Raw genomic sequence first — 17,151 nt, forward strand, 5'->3', positions numbered from 1 at the left:
AGTTCTCAAAGAGATAATCGTTTCACAACGTATTACGTCTTTGGACAATTATATACGACTTATTACACCTCAGGACAATTGTCCTGGGGTGTTTTTACAATCTGTAGTTAACCTAAAAATGGTTAACTAAATTACTTGAATTTAATATAATTCAGTGATACGATAATTGATATAAAGAAAGGAGCTTGTATCATGTCATATACAAAATACGGTGAATTTGTACGTGTGTTAAGAATCAAACATCATGAAGTAATGGGCGATATGGCTGAAATACTTGGAGCTTCATTGCCGTTTATTTCAGCAGTAGAAAATGGAAGGAAAAATGTACCTGCTGAGTGGGTAGCAAAATTGGTTGAACACTATCATCTCTCATCAAAAGAAAGAGCAGAATTAGAAGAGGCTATAGAAGAATCAAGGGCGCAATATAAAATTGATTCAAAAAAGGCAGGGAATGCACAGAGAAAAGCAGTGTTAGCATTTGCTAGAGCATTTGACGAGATGGATGATGATACGGCAATTAAAATACTGGAATTATTAAGCAAAAAGGAGGATACATCAAAGTAAATGGATTACGAAACAAAACCAACTAGTAGAAAAGATTTACGAAGATTTGCAGTGTATTTTAGAGAATTGTTTGATGTTCCTCTTTCAGGACCATTTCCAGTCTTGGAGGCACTTGATAAGTTAAGAGATGTTTTTGAGGACTGTGATTATGAGATTGTTGAAGATAAGAAACTTGCTCCACAAACAATGGCAAGATGTACTCCAAATGATAAAGGCGGATTTACAATCGAGATAAAAGAGACAGTGTACTGGGGAGCATACAAAAAAGGTATTGGAGCGTTTCTTGGCTTTATATGTCACGAAATTTGCCATGTTTTCTTATTTGAAATAGGATTTACACCTCTTTATAACAGAAGCTTTGAGGATAATGAAGTACCTGCATATTGCAGTGTTGAATGGCAGGCCAAGGCATTATGCGCGGAGGTTATGATACCATATGAAGAAAGTAAGGGAATGAAGCCTAAGCAAATTGTAGATAAGTATCATGTTTCACAAGCTTTTGCTGCAAATAGGAGAAAATTGGATAGAGCTGATAAGAAAAAACATTGATAAATGAAAAAGCTTAATACATCATGTTTTTCATTCAGAGAAAGGAGGCGAAAATGATAAGAGGCTTTACGTAGATAAAGAAAAAACGCATAACTGTTGGCGCAGTTATACGTTCTCTCGAAGAAAGACTCAGTAGAATCTTTCAAAATCGGTATATATTATTCTACTTCAATCTTTCTAAGAGAGCAATAAAAATGTAACTAATAATCTTTTTATTGTTTGGCCAAGTATGATTCTTGGCAGAAAGATGAGGAGAAAATGGAAAAAGTAATTGTTTTAGTTCCTTGTCTGTCAGATATGACAGGAGGGAACGTCTATGGGTACAACTAAATCTGGAAGAACTTTAAATACACATGGCGCAAGAGGACAGGCCAGTCAGTATGCAGTGGTTCATTCTAATGAAGGAGATTATACAAAGGCATCAAAAAATAATAAGATAAGGCTTAAGCGTGGTGGGCACGGACAAGCTGGAATGAATGAACTTGATAAGTATGGCATAGAATATCATGTTGTAAAGACGTATTCCAATGGAGTTCGCGTTGGATATATTCCAAATCATAAGGAAAAAATGAAACAGACTGGAATGAATCAATCCTGGTTTCCTAAATCTTGGACAAGCAAAGATATAAAGCATGCTGGCGAACATGTAGCAAATCTCAAAGCAAATCGTCATGTTCAAGATGGAAAGCGAATTTATGGAATGTGGAAGGGTGTTAGAGTTGGTGTGATAAAGACTCATGGACAGATAGGGACGATATTTCCTGATGCAAAGCAACCGACCAAGAAAGGAAGCAAAAAGTGATGGATGTTATCAAGTTTAGAGAGATTATAAAACAGCGAGAAGAGACAGATGATGAATGGGATTATGGCGTAGAACAATGTTGGAAGCAAGAAGTAGAGCTTCTTACTAAAGATATTCCTTCAACAATTGAGTTTTTAAAAAATGATTGTACAGCCGAAGAGTATTCTTGGATAAGCGAGGTATTAGATGATATTGTGGAATTGGTGCCTAGCCAAGAACTCGTTCAGTGTTATAAAAATCTTATGACAAAGTTCCCTGAGGAATGCTCCAAATACAACATTGCCGGAAGCATTGAGAGTGCTGAAGCAATTCTTAGATGGGAGGCAGAACATGGGAAAGGCGGTAACTAATCTAGTTGATGAAGGATTTAGAGTCTCTTTGGTTGAAACTGCATTTTTCGACGGAAAGTATGAAATTCCACATATCGATGCACCAAGCAAAATCATTATACCTAAGGGTATGGTTCCGTTCTCGTTAAGAGAACGGAGCCAGGATAAAAGCGATTTTGTTTGCTTTTATGAGCATGATATCAACTTTCGTGAGATTCTAACGAACACTGAAGAATATGTCGATGATCTAAAAAGATTTCCAGGAATTATAACGCCAGATTGTTCGCTTTATATTGATGCTCCATTATGTGTCCAGATTGCAGATATTTACTTGAATAGGGCAGTAGGATACTATTTAAGCCAACAAGGAATATATGTTGTTCCTAACATTCGGTGGGGAGATGAAAGAACTTATAAAGCGGATTTTCTCGGAGAAAAGGTTGCGTTTAAGGGTGTAGATAAGCATAGTATTGTTTCTATTGGAACATATGGCCAAATCAGATCAGCTGAATCCAAAAGGTATTTTAGAGAAGGTCTAGAAGAAATGCTGAAGGAACTTGAGCCAGAAGTTGTTCTTGTTTATGGATCTATGCCTGATAAGATATTTTGTGGACTTTATGATAAGACGAGGTTCATACAATACCCTGATTGGACTACACGTATGAAACAAAAATGATTAGCACATAATATTGAACAGGATGGTAGATATAGGTATAATTATAAACAGTTGCTACAAAGTATAAATTTAAGTATTTCTGAATAGATTAACTTACAGTAGAACTAAGTCGCTGCGCGACGGCCTGCCAAGGCTGTGGCGCAGCGACTTAGTTCTCTTCGAATATAAAAATTTTAAGATTTTTCTTGAAAACAATTTTTAATCATATTAGCCTTTTCTTAGGACGTCCGAATCATTCCTAAGAGGAGGCTTTTTAATGACGAAAGAACAACTTCATAAATACGTTTCTGAAAGCACCGGAAACGAGAGTAACATTTGCCAGATTTATGCGATTAAAGAGGGGCTGGATGTTTATGACGACTGCTGGCACGGATTTAAGAACTTAAATGCCATGAATGTCAATTCTGTTACCAAAGGAATTATGGCGTTACTTGTAGGAATTGCGTTGGACAAGGGTTTTATCAAAAACGTGGATCAAAAGGTGATAGCTTTTTTCCCTGATTACATTGTAAAGCGTGGGGAGAAGACCATATATGATGTCACAATCAGGCATCTGCTCACTATGACAGCTCCTTATAAAGGCAGGTCAGAACCCTGGAAGAAGGTGTGTACTTCACAGGATTTTACATATGCGATACTTGATTATCTCGGAGGACGTAGCGGAATTACAGGTGAGTTCAGATATGCTACGCTTGGTATTCAGATTTTGGCAGGGATAATCGAGAAGGCAGCCGATGAGAAGTGCATAGATTTTGCCAACAATAATCTGTTTGTGCCGTTGAACCTTCCTGAGCGAATAGCGCATGGAGACAGCTCTAAAGAAGATCAGTTTGATTTTTTCATGAATAAGAATCCAAGGAAATATGAATGGTACAGCGACCCTCGGGGCTGCGTTACTGCGGGCTGGGGATTATGTATGTCAGCGAAAGATATGGCTGTAATCGGCGCTATGGTGTTGAATGATGGCTTGTATAACGGAAATAGAATAATCTCAGAAGAATATCTGAAAGATATGCTCTCTCCCCATCTCAAGCTAGGCGAACGGTTTGGCTTCATGAACTATGGCTACTTATGGTACAAACCCTATGATGATAAAGAGGTATATGCGGCGATTGGTGACAGCGGAAATATCATCTATATAAACAAAGAGAAAAAAGTATCTGTTGGAGTGACAGGTACGTTTAAGCCGAGGATATTTGACAGAGTGGATTTTATCGAGCAAAAGGTATTGCCTGCCATTGGTGTAGGGTGACCATAAATACTGATGATCTTCTAATTTTTGACTCCTCAATTGAAAATGAATATCTTAGACTATACAGGGCGGGTACACTGAGCGCAGAGCAGCTTAATGAGATAAGGCAAACAGGATTAGGAATTCTGTGATAGAATGAAATAACATCTGAGGATAAAGGATTTCAATGTACTGATCACAAAAACTACGTTTGAAATGAATCCCGGAAATCATTTCAAAGATGCCGATTTGCGTCTTGCAAAGGGAATAGCCTGGATACTTAAATGATCTTAACTATTAAATAATTAACATCAAGAGAAAGACCAAAGAGAGCGGCCATGACAAATACAGAACAGACCACACAAAATATGACCTCAGGAAACAGTATGAAACAGATCATACTGTTCTTTTTGCCCTTATTATGGGGAAATCTTTTCCAACAACTATATAGTCTTGTGGATAGCATTATAGTTGGCAAGGGAATCTCGGATCAGGCGCTGGCTGCTGTTGGGGCAACCGGGACACTTAACTTCCTTATACTTGGATTTGTTGTGGGGATGACCAGAGGATTTGGCATAACCTTTGCCCAGAGCTTTGGAAAAAACGATATGGCTATGCTGAATGCATACATCAGAGCAGCCAAGAAGCTCAGTATCACGTTTGGAATAGCCTTTACTGTTGTATGCGTTTCTTTGCTCAATAAGATGCTGACGTTCTTGAACACTCCTGAAGATATCTTTGACGATTCGTATAGATATTTTGCTGTGATCTTATTGGGAATTGTAGTGACGGTTATGAATAACCTTGAGATTACAATTCTCCAGTCAATGGGAGATTCCAGAACGCCCCTCACTGCTATGATCTGTTCATCACTCGTGAACATCATGCTTGATATTATTTTCATAATGGCCTTTGGCACAGGAGTTGTCGGAGCAGCAGTGGCAACAGTGGTCTCTCAGTTTGTATCATACCTTTTGTGCCTTAAAAAGCTTAGAACCATCGATTTTATGAGTCTGGGAAAAGACACGTCAGAAATAGCAGATGAAAAGAATATATTGGTTGAACTGATGAAAATAGGACTTCCTGTGGCACTTATGAATTCGGTCACAGCTGCAGGGGCCATGGTATTGCAGTACTTCGTAAATCTTATGGGAAGCGCATATGTAGCAGCCTATTCAGCCTGCATGAAATTTGCATCACTCTTTGAGCAGTTCGGAATGTCCGTAGGTCTTTCCATGATGACCTTTGTGGGGCAAAATAAGGGCGCTGGCAAATATGACAGGATACGCACAGGAGTAAGACAGGGCCTGATGCTCTCTACACTTGTGAATGTGCCTATATCGCTCATTATGATATTTGTGCCCGGAAGCCTGGCAAGGATGCTGCTGACTGACAACATGATAATCGGTTATTGTACCGATTTCATGCCGATCATGGGAATAAGCTTTTTTGCCCTGGGCTGGCTTTTTGTATACAGATACTCTGTTCAGGGGTTGGGCAATACCTTTATACCAATGCTCTCAGGCGGGCTCGAAGTCATTATGAGACTGATCTTTGGCTTTTTGGTAGGAAGGAACGGATTTAAGGGAATTGCCATTTCTGAAGTATCTGCATGGATAGGCGCTTTTCTGATGCTCATGGTGACATACTATTGTTTAATTGGCAAAAGAACTAAAGCAATAGCATAAAGTAGCAATAAAAAGACTCCCTGGATTTTTTATAAAATGTAAGAAAGCACCATGGAATAATATTGGATTAACCGATGAGAGAAGATAGATTATGGACAAATCATGGTCAGAAAACAATAAAGAAATACAGAAATTGTTGACAAAGGAAGCAACCTTTAAAGAGGCTATTCAGAAGCTTTTGGCTTTCCGCGAGGAAATGTTTGAGCAGATTACTCAGATTGTGAGTGGATACCCGGATGAGGCCTTTGCCAAAATGCCTTTTGCGGGTGCAGACGGATATCACAGTAAAACCCTTGCCTATTCTATCTGGCATATTTTCAGAATTGAAGATATAGTTGCCCATGAGATGATAGCAGGGGATAGCCAAATCCTTTTTACACATGACTTTCATAATCGCATTGGCGCGCCTATTATTACTACGGGTAATGAACTTCAGGGAAACGAGATTACAGAGTTTTCAGAAAAACTGAATATTAAAGAACTATATCTGTATGTAAAAGCTGTAAAGGAGTCTACGGATCAGATTCTTGGAAATCTGACATACAAGGATTTGAAGCAAAAATTCGGCGGCGATGTAAAGGAAAAACTTATCCGCAGTAAATGTGTCAGTGAGAATGAGAATGCCTTTTGGCTGATTGATTACTGGTGCGGAAAGAATATAAAAGGACTGATTCAGATGCCATTTAGCCGTCACTGGATCATGCATATCGAAGCCATGCGCCGCATCAAGAATAAACTCTGCAAGATAGCACGAAAGGGTGTTGATCCTGTTGCTTATTGTGGCTTTTCCTGTAATCACTGTTTCCTTTCAGAGTGGTGCGGATCCTGCAGAACGAAGTACAATGTCTGCTCTTTTGCCACCTGTGCGGAGGACAGAATATGTCCGAATGTGAAGTGCTGTAAGGAAAAAGATTTGGACGGATGTTATGAGTGTGATGAGCTCGAAAATTGCAATAAAGGATTCTATATACCATCAAATGACGGAGCAAATGCAGCAAAGGCTCAGGCATTATATATAAGGAAATACGGAAAGAAGGCGTTCTTAAAGGTTCATGACAGACTACATGAGAAGTATGACTTCCAAAAGACACAGGAAGTTTTGGGGCAGGATTATAAGGAAGGATTGAGAATTCTGGAGGAAAGCTATATGGAATAAGGAACTGGAAGAGGGCTGGCTGACGGAGATTCAGTTGCCAATATATCCTATTAAATGATGAATCCGGTGAAGCGAACCGGTTTGTCTAAAACCGCTACTTAAGGTATCTTTATTATAGTGAACGTACTGGAGAAATTTGTGAAGACTCTGGTCCGGAGGGCCCCTGCGGGGGCCTTTCGTTATTTTAGGAGATATTATGGACAAAACCATTTAAGACATACAATGAGTTGCTGGATTAAAAAAGAAGGAGGGTGGACATGAATATAAGACAAGCTAAGCCATCGGATGCTTCTAGAATTGCCGAAATCCTGGTGTTTTCAAAAAGAATGAAGTACAGAGCGATATTTCACAATGATGATTACTCTTTTAACGAATTGCAGGTAGTAAAGGTCGCCAATGAATTCAAGGATCCTGAACTTCTCAATAAAGTTTGGGTATATGATGATGGCATAGTTAAGGGAATGATGCATCTGGAGGGAAAAGAAATCTCGGAATTATATGTAGATTACTTCTTTTGGAAACAGGGCATAGGATCCCAATTGTTAGAGTTCGCAAAAGAAAAATATGATTGCAGATTTCTATGGACGCTGGAGAAGAACAAAGAAGCTATTCAAATTTATAATACACATGGTTTTAAGCTCAACGGAAAAAGACAATTAGAAGAAGGCACACCTGAATATATCGTGATGCTAGAGCGATACTGAAACTAGGATTTTTTTGAAAGAAATAACAAAGCTACCACCAGCCGCATACAGTAGCCCTGAGCTTCCTTGCGTACGCAGCAGGTAAACAGCAACTTGAGGTGAAAATGCTTTAAATCCGGCACTTCAACACCTCAAAAAGTTTTCAGAGGGATGAGAATATCTGCAAAAATGGACCTGGGGGACGGAGGTAGTGGTCCATTTTTACTCATTTTATCAAGAATAATTCTATATGCCTTTGTATAATATGATTACGATATCGTAGTAGAAAGGATCTTGAGCATGGAAAATTTTCAGCTGCTTATAGAAGCAATGGAATATATCGAAGATAATCTCACTGAGCCTATAAAAACAGAGAACATTGCTGATAAGCTGCATTGCTCGAAATCCACTATTGAAAAGCTTTTCAGGTACATTAACAATATCAGTATCAGGGACTATATAATTCGAAGGCGTATGAGTAAGGTTTCGAGAGAAATTGTAAGTAATCCGGAAAAGTCTCTGCTCGATATAGCTGTGGAATATGGCTATGGCAGTAATGAAGCTTTTTCAAGAGCCTTTTGCAGCGTGTGGCAGGTATCGCCTTCGGAGTTTAGAAAGAATCCCTCTAAATTTGAGTTGTTTCCCGGATATAGAATTGACCGGGAGCTAATGGAGGAAAAGACGATGGATGACAGGAAGAAGATTGATATAAGTGAGCTATATGACTGCATTAGAGAAAGAAAAGGCTGCTATCTGGTGCTTGGTGATATCAAGAGCCTTATTCCTATAAATGAGATTTCTCATAAAGCAGGCGATTTGGCGATAATAACTGCTATGAAACGCATGGAACAGGCTGCAGGCGCTGAGGATATAGTTTTTCGCATTGGCGGAGATGAATTTGTAATTCTTACAAATTCTAAAGAAGAAAATTATTCGAATAGTATATGTGAAGAAATTATAAGTCATAATGATGAGCCTATATTCTGGGAGGAAAAAGAAATCCCACTCTCACTGTATGTTAAAGTAATATGTTATGAGGGCAGAACAGCTCTGAGATATTCTGAATTTTTTACCATGCTTCAAAATGAGCTAAGTGAAGAATATAAAAGGCTGTATTTTTGATTGCCACCGGCCTTGCACAGTAGTCCTGAGCTTTCTACCGTACGAAGCAGGTAAACAGCAACTTGAAAGAGAAATGCCTAAATAAGGCACATTCACTTCATTAATCGTTCTCAAAGAGATAATCTGCGCGTTTCTACAATCGATGCGAATACAAAAAGGGATTGCTTCCGCAAGTTTACTTGCTGGGGAGCAATCCCTTTTTCGTATTCATAGCGCGACAGCGCGACATGAGCAAGACACGAAGTGTCTGCGAATGGCTTTGAGCAGGTAGAGCTGGGAGTTTACAGCGATAATGACAGAGCAAGGCATATGTACAGGAAGATGGGATTCAGGGAATATGGGATGAATCCAAGAGCTTTCAAGCTAAAGGACGGAACATACCGAGATGAGATTATAATGGCAAATATATTTGAGGGTTAAATCCCGAAGCTTTTTCTTTGGAATTGTGTTGACAAAAAATATGTAATATATTACATTGTTTCGTATAGGTAATATATTACATAATATAAAAAGGAGCTCACATGAATTACGATGAAGCAATGAATATCGAAAAAGTAACGTTTGGAGATATGCCACCACAGCCGTTTTTACTCGGATTACTCAGTGCATTTGATAACAGATATCAGGCTGCAGCCGATGCATATTTCAAGGAGATTACCTGGAAACAATTCTTTGCAATAATCTGTATCAACCTATGCAAGGAACCTCCGACATTGAATGAGCTTTCAGATGTAATGGGAAGTTCTCATCAGAATGTAAAGCAGATTTTACTTAAGCTTGAGAAAAAGGGGTTTGTCTCTGCAATCACTGATGATAAGGACAAGCGAAAGCAGCGAATCTTTGTCACAGATAAATGCAGGACTTTTCTGGAACAGAATGACAATAACGGTCAGCAGAGCCGGTACGTCATCGGAAGAATATTTAATGGAATCGATGAAAAGAGCCTTCAGACTACCATACAAACTATCATGAAAATGGAAAGGAATTTGAGCGAGTTATGAAAACACTGATTATTTACACATCACAGACAGGATTTACTAAAAGGTACGCAGAGTGGATTGCAGAAAAAATGAGCGGTGAGCTTCTTGATCTAAGGGATGCTCGGAAAAAGAGTGATGATTACTTCAAGGACTTTGACGCGATCTGCTACGGAGGTTGGGCTATGGCAGGTAATCTGGTCAAAGGTAAGTGGTTTCTCGAAAAAGCTTCTGACTGGCAAGACAAGCGCCTGGCTATGTTCTGCGTAGGCGGCAGCCCTAATGACAATCCTGATGTAGATGCTTTTCTTCAGAATGTCCTTGCGGAGGAGCAGAAGAAGTATATTAAAGTATTCTACTGTCAGGGCGGTTTTAACTATGAAAAGATGAAGGCACCATCCAGACTTGCGATGAAGATGTTTGTATCTACTCTCAGGAATAAAAAAGATGCTACTGAGAAAGAAAAGGCCATGGCCGAGAAGATGGCTTCATCCTATGATATTTCTGATGTCAAATATATAGAACCTATAGTGGCTTATCTGTTGGAGAAAGATAATGAAAAGGCTGTTTAAAACCCTGCTTGCAATAGTAATCGTAATTGCGGTGATCATCATATCTTCAGTCGCAATTGTTAGTGTCAGGATGAGTGGACAGGTCAAGGCTTTCGACAAATCAGGCATTTCGCTGCCGTAAAAAACATGTCGCAGTAGTTTGATTTTATACTTGAAGGCAGCCCTGTCATTTTTTACATCTTGAACAGTGACAGTTTTACCTTTATCATCGACCTTATCCATAATGTATCCATGATTTGTATCAAACTCTTTATAATTAGTGTAGACATCTCCCACCGAAATTAACAGCTCATTGTAACGAACAGCTTGTTTATATAAGGGATCTTGCAGTCCAACAATAAAATAAGTGTCGCATAGTCATTCGAGGTCTTCTTTAGCTGCTATTTGTATACCTTCACGGTTTAGTAGAATTTCTGCTCCAGCTGTTATATGTCCACCCGCGCTGCCGCTGCTAATAACAATTCTTTCTGAATCAACTTTAAGCTCATCTGCATTTTTAATCAGCCATACAATGAACATTTTGTATCTGCATAAAACCGGAAGATAGAACGGAAAGAGAATTTTGCTACGGTTTGTGGAACGATGTTTTGATCTGTGTAAGGAATTTTTCAGCTATGGGAGTAAAAGAAGGATATTTATTCCATATCAGATACAACTCGGATGTCTGCTTAGGTGAAAGGGGACGAAAAACAAGCCCGCTCTCTTTGGAGCAGTCGATCAGATGCTCAAAGGTTAGCAGGATCCCAAGCCCTTCCTTTGCAAACATGGAACCGTTATAGGACAGACGGAAAGAGCCCTCAAGATGAAGCTTGTCAAAACTATCCCTTGCCCATTGAGGAATTTCGTTGTTCCAGCTTTGTTCAGAGCAGAATAATGGCCTACCGATAAGATCCTTTACTCTAACGGACTTCTTCTTGGCGAGAGGGTGATCAGCAGGCATGACAGCTCCCCAGACATCGGCTTCCGGAAATTTCAAGTAATCGTATTTTGCAGAGTTTGGCTTTTCGCATAATACCGCAAAATCAAGCAGGCCCTTATCAAGTTTTTCCGTCACCTGCTCGGTATCTCCACTGGTGATATGGTAGGTAAAACCGGGATATCGGTTCTTTAACTTGTGGATTTCTTTTGCAAGATGCCGTATCTGAAAGCTTTCTGCCAGTCCAAAATAGATATCCCCGCCGGTGATATCGTCAAGGGTGATGAATTCCTGTTCTATACGGTCGGCCATGGCGATGAGATCTTCCGCACGGTCGCGAAGAAGCATCCCCTCATCAGTCAGGGATATGCTAAAGCTGTGACGTGTGAACAACTTCTTTCCCAGTTCATCTTCGAGTGATTTTAATGTTTTTGAAAGCGTAGGCTGTGTGACATGAAGCATGTCCGCAGCCTTTGTCATATTCTCTTCCCTTGCGACGGCAAGGAAGTATCGCAGGCTTTTGATCTCCATAGAATCCTCCAGTTCGCAGTGCACTGTTCATTACTGCATGACATTCCATTTTGGAATATCACGATATTCATTTTATTCATTAGCGAAGAATTCGTCAAGTAAATATAATGAGGATACGAGGTAGGACAGATGGAAGTAAAAGCCCTGATAGAAAATCTTACAGACAGTGGATGCTCTGCGGAAGGAACAAGAAGAGCAAAAGCACTTTACGAAGCAGGAGATATGGATGGGCTCGTAAAGTATCTTCGAAAATGTCGATGTGATCTGGTGGAGGAAATGCACGACAGTCAGAGGAAGGTTGATCGGATGGACTATCTGATCAGACAGACACAAAAAGAAGCGGATAAACAGTGATAAGAGAACGGAGGATGCAATCATGATCAAAAAGGAAGAACTGAAACTGGTAACTGAATGGGACAAAACATTCCCTATGAGCGATAAGGTAGACCACAGCAAGGTGACCTTTGTGAACCGATATGGGATAACACTTGCGGCAGATCTGTATGTACCCAAAGATGAAGAGGGCAGACTTCCCGCAATCGCAGTATGCGGTCCCTTTGGTGCGGTTAAGGAGCAGTGCAGTGGATTGTATGCGCAGACCATGGCAGAGAGAGGCTTTCTGACAATAGCGTTTGATCCTTCTTTTACCGGAGAAAGTGGCGGGGATGTAAGATATATGGCTTCCCCGGATATCAATACTGAGGATTTCATGGCGGCGGTTGACTTTCTTTCCATGAATGACAGAGTTGATCCTGACAGGATAGGGATCATAGGTATCTGCGGCTGGGGCGGAATGGCGATCAATACGGCGGCACTTGATACGAGAATAAAGGCAACCGTGGCATCCACCATGTATGATATGACCAGGGTGAACGCAAAAGGTTACTTTGACAGTGAGGACAGTGAAGAGGCACGTTATGAGAAGAAGAAAGCTATGTGTGCTCAGAGGTTGGAGGATCTGAAATCGGGTGATTATAAGCTTGGCGGTGGAGTTGTCGATCCGTTGCCTTCGGATGCACCTTTCTTTGTTAAGGATTACCATAGCTATTACAAGACCGATCGTGGATATCATGCAAGAAGCCTTAACTCTAATGGTGGTTGGAATGTGACCGGATGTGAGTCTTTCATAAACCAGCCCATCCTGAAATATTCAAACGAGATCAGAAGTGCAGTATTACTTGTCCATGGAGAAAAGGCACACTCATGTTATTTCTCAAAGGATGCTTATGCAGATATGATTAAAGACAGCAAGTATGCTGATAATAAAGAACTTATGATAATCCCTGATGCGGTGCATACAGATCTATATGATGGCGGAGATAAGAATTATATTCCTTATGACAAGCTGGAGAGCTTCTTTAAGGAGAATTTAAAGTAATGATAACGGTTGATGAAATACTGGAATATCTTAATTCGGACAGAATAGAAAAGAAATAAAGGATGGGATGATATGAGTAAAGTGTTAGTGATTTCTACAAGTCTTCGAGCAAAGAGTAATTCCGATATACTTACGAAAAAGCTTATAGAGGGAGCAAAAGCTTCAGGTCATGATGTGGAACATATAAGCCTGAAAGGGAAAAATATCAGTTTCTGTATAGGATGTCTGGCCTGCCAGAACACTCAGAGATGCATCATTAAAGATGATGCTGTTGAAATTGCAGAAAAAGTAAAGAATGCAGATACCCTGGTTTTTGCAACACCAATCTATTACTACGAGATGAGCGGACAGATGAAGACTCTTTTGGATAGGCTCAATCCGTTGTATCCTTCAGACTATAAGTTCAGGAATGTATATATGCTATCTGTTGCAGCTGAGGATGAAGAGTTCGTACCTGAAAAGGCAATTAGTGGACTCCAAGGGTGGGTTGCCTGTTTTGGAAAGGCAGAATTTTCAGGGTCCTTATTCTGTGGAGGAATAGGTGATATGGGCGAAGCTTCAGGTAAAAAAGAGGAATTAAGTGAAGCCTATGAGTTTGGAAAAACATTAAAATAAAGGAAGTTTGCGATGAAAACGAAATTGATTATGATGACACTCTGTGTGTTCATGATGCTTTATACCAGCGCATGCTCAGGTGATACTAAGACACCATATGAAAACTATGATTCGAGCGCTGCCATTTCTGAATCAGAAGATATAGAAGCAGAAAGTACAGAGGAAATCGCTTTATCAGAAGACGTAAAAACATATCACACAGAAGAAACTGATAATCAAGCTGTTGAGAGTGACACTTCTTCTGATGATACGGGTATTAGAGAAAAAACTATGATAATGAAAATTGGTGATATTAAAGTAAATGTAGATTGGGAAAATAATCAGGCAGTAGACGCGCTGCGAAATATGGTTGAAAAAGGCGATGTCATAATTCAGATGTCAATGTATGGCGGATTTGAGCAGGTGGGATCTATAGGTCAGAGTCTTCCAAGAAATGACAAACAGACGACAACATCATCAGGGGATATAGTTCTTTATTCAGGGAATCAAATGGTTGTGTTCTATGGGTCTAATAGCTGGTCATACACACGGTTAGGTCACATATCTGATAAGGATGAGGCTGGCATGACTGAGTTGCTTTCAAATGGCGATGTTACAATAACTATTAGCATGGGATAGGGATTATTAAAGTGGAAATATATTGGTACAAAAACGGTGGCTATAAGTCGAAAGATTAATAGTCACTATTTTTTTTTTAATTATTTTGATGTAACTATTGACATTACATCTCGGGGGGGGTGATATGTTTGCACTATCAAATGAAACCACGGCGGTTACATCAATGAACTTTTTAACAGAGGAAGACGTTGCAGAAGCATTCTTAGACGGAATGATGTTTCCTGCTCAATTATAACAGCCATGACACGTGGCATTATTGGAACTTGCTAAAGAGATAACAGGAGAAGTATGATGCTACTTGGGAGGACATTAAAAGATGAACGCAAAATGGATATGGAAACAGGGCAAAAACGGTGAAAACACATGGATGGATCTTGTAAAGAAATTCACGCTTGAAGGCGCACCGGAAAGGGCTATAGCGCAGATAGCTGCCGATTCAAAGTATTGGCTCTATATAAACGGTGAAATGGTCGTAATCGAGGGCGGCATCAAGCGCGGGCCGTCAAGGAACTCTACATATTATGATGAGGTGGATATTACAAGGCATCTTAGTGATGGTGAAAATACGATTGCCGTGCTTGTGTGGCATTTCGGTCAGCAAGGCTTTTCTCACTATTCAAGCGGTATGGGCGGACTGCTGTTTGAAGCGGATATTGACGGCATGATCGTATCGTCGGACAGCTCGTGGAAAATCATGAAGGATCCCGCGTATGTTGTGGCGGACGAAAATGACCTCAAGGCGAATTTCAGGCTTCCGGAATCAAACATATATTATGACGCATCAAGGGCTTTGGGAGAATGGTATATGCCATCGTTCGATACAAGCGATTGGGATAATGCCGATGTTGTCGGTAACGCTGGCACGGATGCGTGGGGCGAGCTAAGAAAGCGTATCATTCCGCAGTTTAAGGACTGCGGTATTGAGGACTACATAAACAGCGCCGATTATACAGGGTTTACTGCCACAAAGGACACTGTGCTTGAAATGCGTTTGCCGTATAACGCGCAGATAACTCCGTATCTGAAGGTCACAGCACCTGAGGGGAAACGAATAGATATCAAGGCTGATAATTATATCGATACCTTATACGATACGCAAAGCGTTATGGCAGTTTATTATACAAAAAATGGAGAGCAGGAATACGAATCGCCAGGCTGGATAAACGGTGAAAAAATGTATTACAGCATTCCCGCAGGTGTTACGGTGCATGAGCTTAAATACCGCGAAACGGGCTATGATACGGAATTTGCAGGCAACTTTGAGTGTGATGATGAATTTTTAAACAAGCTATGGCAGAAATCGCTCCGCACGCTTTATATCACTATGCGCGACAACTTTATGGACTGCCCCGACAGAGAACGTGCGCAGTGGTGGGGAGATGTCAATGTAGAAATGCAGATGATGATGTACTCCCTTGACGAAAAGGCTCTTTTGCTCTACAAGAAGGGTGTGGATGCAATGGCGGGCTGGGCGGAGGATAGTGGCTATATGCTTACAGTGGTTCCGTCAGGAAAGGATCAGTTTGAGCTGCCTCTGCAAAACCTCGCGGGAATATGGGGCTTTTGGTATTACTATGAATATACGGGTGATAAAACAGTACCCGAGCGTGCATACAATATGTCAAAAGATTATCTTTTAAGCTATGCTATGAAGAACGGTCTTGTAGAACATAAAACCGGCAGCTGGGACTGGCCGGACTGGGGCGACAATGCCGATATCGCTCCTATGGAAAACGCATGGTACTATATGGCGCTCACTGCCTGCCGCAGCATGGCGGAGCTGCTCGGATACAGCTCTGACCTTCCGCTGTATGATGAGCGCCTTGAAAGCATAAGGGCAAATTTTGACCTTATGTTATGGAAGGACGGTCATTACTATGACAATACCGAAAACGGCGCACCCGATGACCGGGCAAACGCGCTTGCCGTTCTGTCAGGACTGGCGGACAAGGATAAATACAGCGATATATTAAAAATAATACTCACGACCGAGAATGCGAGCCCGTATATGGAAAAGTATGTGCTTGATGCGCTGTGCAAAATGGGACATATTAATGAGGCTGTAGACCGCATAAAAAAGCGTTATAAGGAAATGGTCGAATTTGACTACTCCACGCTCTGGGAATACTGGAACAGGGAAGGAACATTAAATCATGCATGGTCGGGTGGTCCGCTTATTACGATGTCAAAGTATATAGCTGGCATCCGTCCGCTTGAAACGGCGTACAGACGCTTTGAAATAAAGCCATATTTGGGCGGGCTGAAGCATATAAAATGCACCGTTCCGTCGGTTGCCGGAGCTATTGTGCTTGAAATAGACGCTGGCGCGGCAATAGAAATGCGTGTCAGAATACCCGAAAACACTACCGCTGAAGTATATCTGCCGCTAATAAACAACGAGCTGCCCCAAAATACGGAGCTTGAATTTACCGTTTTGGACGGTTACGCGCGATTCATCCTCACCGGTGGGGAATACAGATTATGATCCAAAAGCTCTTGCCAAAAACTTTAGAGATGTTATTTATAGTGAGAAAATTACGCGCCGATCTACATGCTTCTGACCATATGCGATCGGGATCCAGAGCGGGAGAAAGAGGCACTTAAGACTATGGAAGCGCATGTTCGGCAGTTTAATAAACTGTACGCAAGAGATGAAAAAAACATGCAGAATAATAAGAGGAGATCGCCGAGGAGAACAAAATGAAGATCACAGTGATAAACGGAACCGAAAAACGCAGCGTACA

General features: G+C 40.7%; 21 protein-coding genes. 19 read left to right on the forward strand and 2 right to left on the reverse strand.

What is annotated here, in order from left to right; translation table 11 throughout:
• The first annotated feature begins 192 nt into the window (after positions 1–192).
• From G613_RS0111835 to G613_RS19685, 14 genes are all read left to right on the forward strand, one after another.
• Complete coding sequence (locus G613_RS0111835; RefSeq protein WP_029232844.1) at positions 193–564, forward strand: helix-turn-helix domain-containing protein; 372 nt, start codon at positions 193–195, stop codon at positions 562–564.
• Positions 565–1,113, forward strand: a complete 549-nt coding sequence (locus G613_RS0111840; protein WP_026652490.1) for a hypothetical protein — start codon at positions 565–567, stop codon at positions 1,111–1,113. It abuts the gene before it with no gap.
• A 316-nt stretch (positions 1,114–1,429) separates the two neighbouring features.
• Positions 1,430–1,915 (forward strand): EndoU domain-containing protein, encoded by a 486-nt coding sequence (locus G613_RS0111845; protein WP_029232845.1) that lies wholly within the window; start codon positions 1,430–1,432, stop codon positions 1,913–1,915.
• The gene (locus tag G613_RS0111850; protein WP_236845909.1) at positions 1,912–2,265 is read left to right on the forward strand and encodes a hypothetical protein; all 354 of its coding nucleotides are present in this window, start codon (positions 1,912–1,914) and stop codon (positions 2,263–2,265) included. Before G613_RS0111845 ends, G613_RS0111850 begins: the two co-directional genes overlap by 4 nt.
• Positions 2,246–2,920: a DUF4417 domain-containing protein gene (locus G613_RS0111855; RefSeq protein ID WP_029232846.1), complete on the forward strand. Its 675-nt coding sequence runs from the start codon at positions 2,246–2,248 to the stop codon at positions 2,918–2,920. The genes G613_RS0111850 and G613_RS0111855 overlap by 20 nt, the downstream gene beginning before the upstream one ends.
• 256 nt (positions 2,921–3,176) lie before the next feature.
• A complete protein-coding gene (locus G613_RS0111860; protein WP_029232847.1) occupies positions 3,177–4,172 on the forward strand; it encodes a serine hydrolase domain-containing protein in 996 nt (331 codons plus the stop codon).
• Positions 4,173–4,489: 317 nt separating this feature from the next.
• Positions 4,490–5,839 (forward strand): MATE family efflux transporter, encoded by a 1,350-nt coding sequence (locus G613_RS0111865; protein WP_029232848.1) that lies wholly within the window; start codon positions 4,490–4,492, stop codon positions 5,837–5,839.
• Between the two features lie 91 nt (positions 5,840–5,930).
• Positions 5,931–6,995, forward strand: a complete 1,065-nt coding sequence (locus tag G613_RS20055; RefSeq protein ID WP_029232849.1) for a DUF3795 domain-containing protein — start codon at positions 5,931–5,933, stop codon at positions 6,993–6,995.
• Between the two features lie 257 nt (positions 6,996–7,252).
• Positions 7,253–7,699 (forward strand): GNAT family N-acetyltransferase, encoded by a 447-nt coding sequence (locus G613_RS0111875; protein ID WP_029232850.1) that lies wholly within the window; start codon positions 7,253–7,255, stop codon positions 7,697–7,699.
• 279 nt (positions 7,700–7,978) lie between these two features.
• On the forward strand, positions 7,979–8,800 hold the full coding sequence (locus G613_RS0111880) for a helix-turn-helix domain-containing protein (protein ID WP_029232851.1): 822 nt from the start codon (positions 7,979–7,981) through the stop codon (positions 8,798–8,800).
• Between the two features lie 243 nt (positions 8,801–9,043).
• The gene (locus tag G613_RS19220; protein WP_330361460.1) at positions 9,044–9,220 is read left to right on the forward strand and encodes a GNAT family N-acetyltransferase; all 177 of its coding nucleotides are present in this window, start codon (positions 9,044–9,046) and stop codon (positions 9,218–9,220) included.
• Positions 9,221–9,321: 101 nt separating this feature from the next.
• Positions 9,322–9,801: a MarR family winged helix-turn-helix transcriptional regulator gene (locus G613_RS0111890; protein WP_029232852.1), complete on the forward strand. Its 480-nt coding sequence runs from the start codon at positions 9,322–9,324 to the stop codon at positions 9,799–9,801.
• Positions 9,798–10,349 (forward strand): flavodoxin domain-containing protein, encoded by a 552-nt coding sequence (locus G613_RS0111895; protein WP_029232853.1) that lies wholly within the window; start codon positions 9,798–9,800, stop codon positions 10,347–10,349. The genes G613_RS0111890 and G613_RS0111895 overlap by 4 nt, the downstream gene beginning before the upstream one ends.
• Positions 10,333–10,470, forward strand: coding sequence for a hypothetical protein (locus G613_RS19685; protein WP_196805059.1), 138 nt, complete (start codon positions 10,333–10,335; stop codon positions 10,468–10,470). The genes G613_RS0111895 and G613_RS19685 overlap by 17 nt, the downstream gene beginning before the upstream one ends.
• A gap of 236 nt (positions 10,471–10,706) precedes the next feature.
• Here the strand turns inward: G613_RS19685 and G613_RS20215 are convergent, their stop codons facing one another.
• Positions 10,707–10,868, reverse strand: coding sequence for a hypothetical protein (locus tag G613_RS20215; protein WP_442852304.1), 162 nt, complete (start codon positions 10,866–10,868; stop codon positions 10,707–10,709).
• A 46-nt stretch (positions 10,869–10,914) separates the two neighbouring features.
• Entirely contained in the window at positions 10,915–11,796 is an 882-nt protein-coding gene (locus tag G613_RS0111910) for a LysR family transcriptional regulator (protein WP_029232854.1), read from the reverse strand.
• A 129-nt stretch (positions 11,797–11,925) separates the two neighbouring features.
• Between G613_RS0111910 and G613_RS0111915 the strand changes: the two genes are divergently transcribed.
• The 5 genes from G613_RS0111915 to G613_RS0111940 all read left to right on the forward strand — a co-directional run bounded on the left by G613_RS0111915 (position 11,926) and on the right by G613_RS0111940 (position 16,892).
• Positions 11,926–12,150, forward strand: coding sequence for a hypothetical protein (locus G613_RS0111915; protein ID WP_022779700.1), 225 nt, complete (start codon positions 11,926–11,928; stop codon positions 12,148–12,150).
• A 22-nt stretch (positions 12,151–12,172) separates the two neighbouring features.
• Positions 12,173–13,174 (forward strand): alpha/beta hydrolase, encoded by a 1,002-nt coding sequence (locus G613_RS0111920; protein ID WP_029674885.1) that lies wholly within the window; start codon positions 12,173–12,175, stop codon positions 13,172–13,174.
• A gap of 72 nt (positions 13,175–13,246) precedes the next feature.
• Positions 13,247–13,789, forward strand: a complete 543-nt coding sequence (locus tag G613_RS0111925) for a flavodoxin family protein (RefSeq protein ID WP_029232856.1) — start codon at positions 13,247–13,249, stop codon at positions 13,787–13,789.
• Positions 13,790–13,801: 12 nt separating this feature from the next.
• On the forward strand, positions 13,802–14,407 hold the full coding sequence (locus G613_RS19885; RefSeq protein WP_029232857.1) for a cyclophilin-like fold protein: 606 nt from the start codon (positions 13,802–13,804) through the stop codon (positions 14,405–14,407).
• A gap of 316 nt (positions 14,408–14,723) precedes the next feature.
• On the forward strand, positions 14,724–16,892 hold the full coding sequence (locus G613_RS0111940; protein ID WP_029232858.1) for an alpha-L-rhamnosidase-related protein: 2,169 nt from the start codon (positions 14,724–14,726) through the stop codon (positions 16,890–16,892).
• The last annotated feature ends 259 nt before the right edge of the window (positions 16,893–17,151 follow it).

The organism is Butyrivibrio sp. VCB2006 (assembly GCF_000420945.1).
In the GTDB taxonomy this organism is placed as follows: Bacteria; Bacillota; Clostridia; order Lachnospirales; family Lachnospiraceae; genus Butyrivibrio.

What these genes read in the sequence shown, in the direction of transcription:
- G613_RS0111835 (WP_029232844.1), top strand. Translation starts at nt 193, where the DNA reads ATGTCATATACAAAATACGGTGAATTTGTACGTGTGTTAAGAATCAAA.
- G613_RS0111840 (WP_026652490.1), top strand. Translation starts at nt 565, where the DNA reads ATGGATTACGAAACAAAACCAACTAGTAGAAAAGATTTACGAAGATTT.
- G613_RS0111845 (WP_029232845.1), top strand. Translation starts at nt 1,430, where the DNA reads ATGGGTACAACTAAATCTGGAAGAACTTTAAATACACATGGCGCAAGA.
- G613_RS0111855 (WP_029232846.1), top strand. Translation starts at nt 2,246, where the DNA reads ATGGGAAAGGCGGTAACTAATCTAGTTGATGAAGGATTTAGAGTCTCT.
- G613_RS0111860 (WP_029232847.1), top strand. Translation starts at nt 3,177, where the DNA reads ATGACGAAAGAACAACTTCATAAATACGTTTCTGAAAGCACCGGAAAC.
- G613_RS0111865 (WP_029232848.1), top strand. Translation starts at nt 4,490, where the DNA reads ATGACAAATACAGAACAGACCACACAAAATATGACCTCAGGAAACAGT.
- G613_RS20055 (WP_029232849.1), top strand. Translation starts at nt 5,931, where the DNA reads ATGGACAAATCATGGTCAGAAAACAATAAAGAAATACAGAAATTGTTG.
- G613_RS0111875 (WP_029232850.1), top strand. Translation starts at nt 7,253, where the DNA reads ATGAATATAAGACAAGCTAAGCCATCGGATGCTTCTAGAATTGCCGAA.
- G613_RS0111880 (WP_029232851.1), top strand. Translation starts at nt 7,979, where the DNA reads ATGGAAAATTTTCAGCTGCTTATAGAAGCAATGGAATATATCGAAGAT.
- G613_RS0111890 (WP_029232852.1), top strand. Translation starts at nt 9,322, where the DNA reads ATGAATTACGATGAAGCAATGAATATCGAAAAAGTAACGTTTGGAGAT.
- G613_RS0111895 (WP_029232853.1), top strand. Translation starts at nt 9,798, where the DNA reads ATGAAAACACTGATTATTTACACATCACAGACAGGATTTACTAAAAGG.
- G613_RS19685 (WP_196805059.1), top strand. Translation starts at nt 10,333, where the DNA reads ATGAAAAGGCTGTTTAAAACCCTGCTTGCAATAGTAATCGTAATTGCG.
- G613_RS20215 (WP_442852304.1), bottom strand. Translation starts at nt 10,868, where the DNA reads ATGTTCATTGTATGGCTGATTAAAAATGCAGATGAGCTTAAAGTTGAT.
- G613_RS0111910 (WP_029232854.1), bottom strand. Translation starts at nt 11,796, where the DNA reads ATGGAGATCAAAAGCCTGCGATACTTCCTTGCCGTCGCAAGGGAAGAG.
- G613_RS0111915 (WP_022779700.1), top strand. Translation starts at nt 11,926, where the DNA reads ATGGAAGTAAAAGCCCTGATAGAAAATCTTACAGACAGTGGATGCTCT.
- G613_RS0111920 (WP_029674885.1), top strand. Translation starts at nt 12,173, where the DNA reads ATGATCAAAAAGGAAGAACTGAAACTGGTAACTGAATGGGACAAAACA.
- G613_RS0111925 (WP_029232856.1), top strand. Translation starts at nt 13,247, where the DNA reads ATGAGTAAAGTGTTAGTGATTTCTACAAGTCTTCGAGCAAAGAGTAAT.
- G613_RS19885 (WP_029232857.1), top strand. Translation starts at nt 13,802, where the DNA reads ATGAAAACGAAATTGATTATGATGACACTCTGTGTGTTCATGATGCTT.
- G613_RS0111940 (WP_029232858.1), top strand. Translation starts at nt 14,724, where the DNA reads ATGAACGCAAAATGGATATGGAAACAGGGCAAAAACGGTGAAAACACA.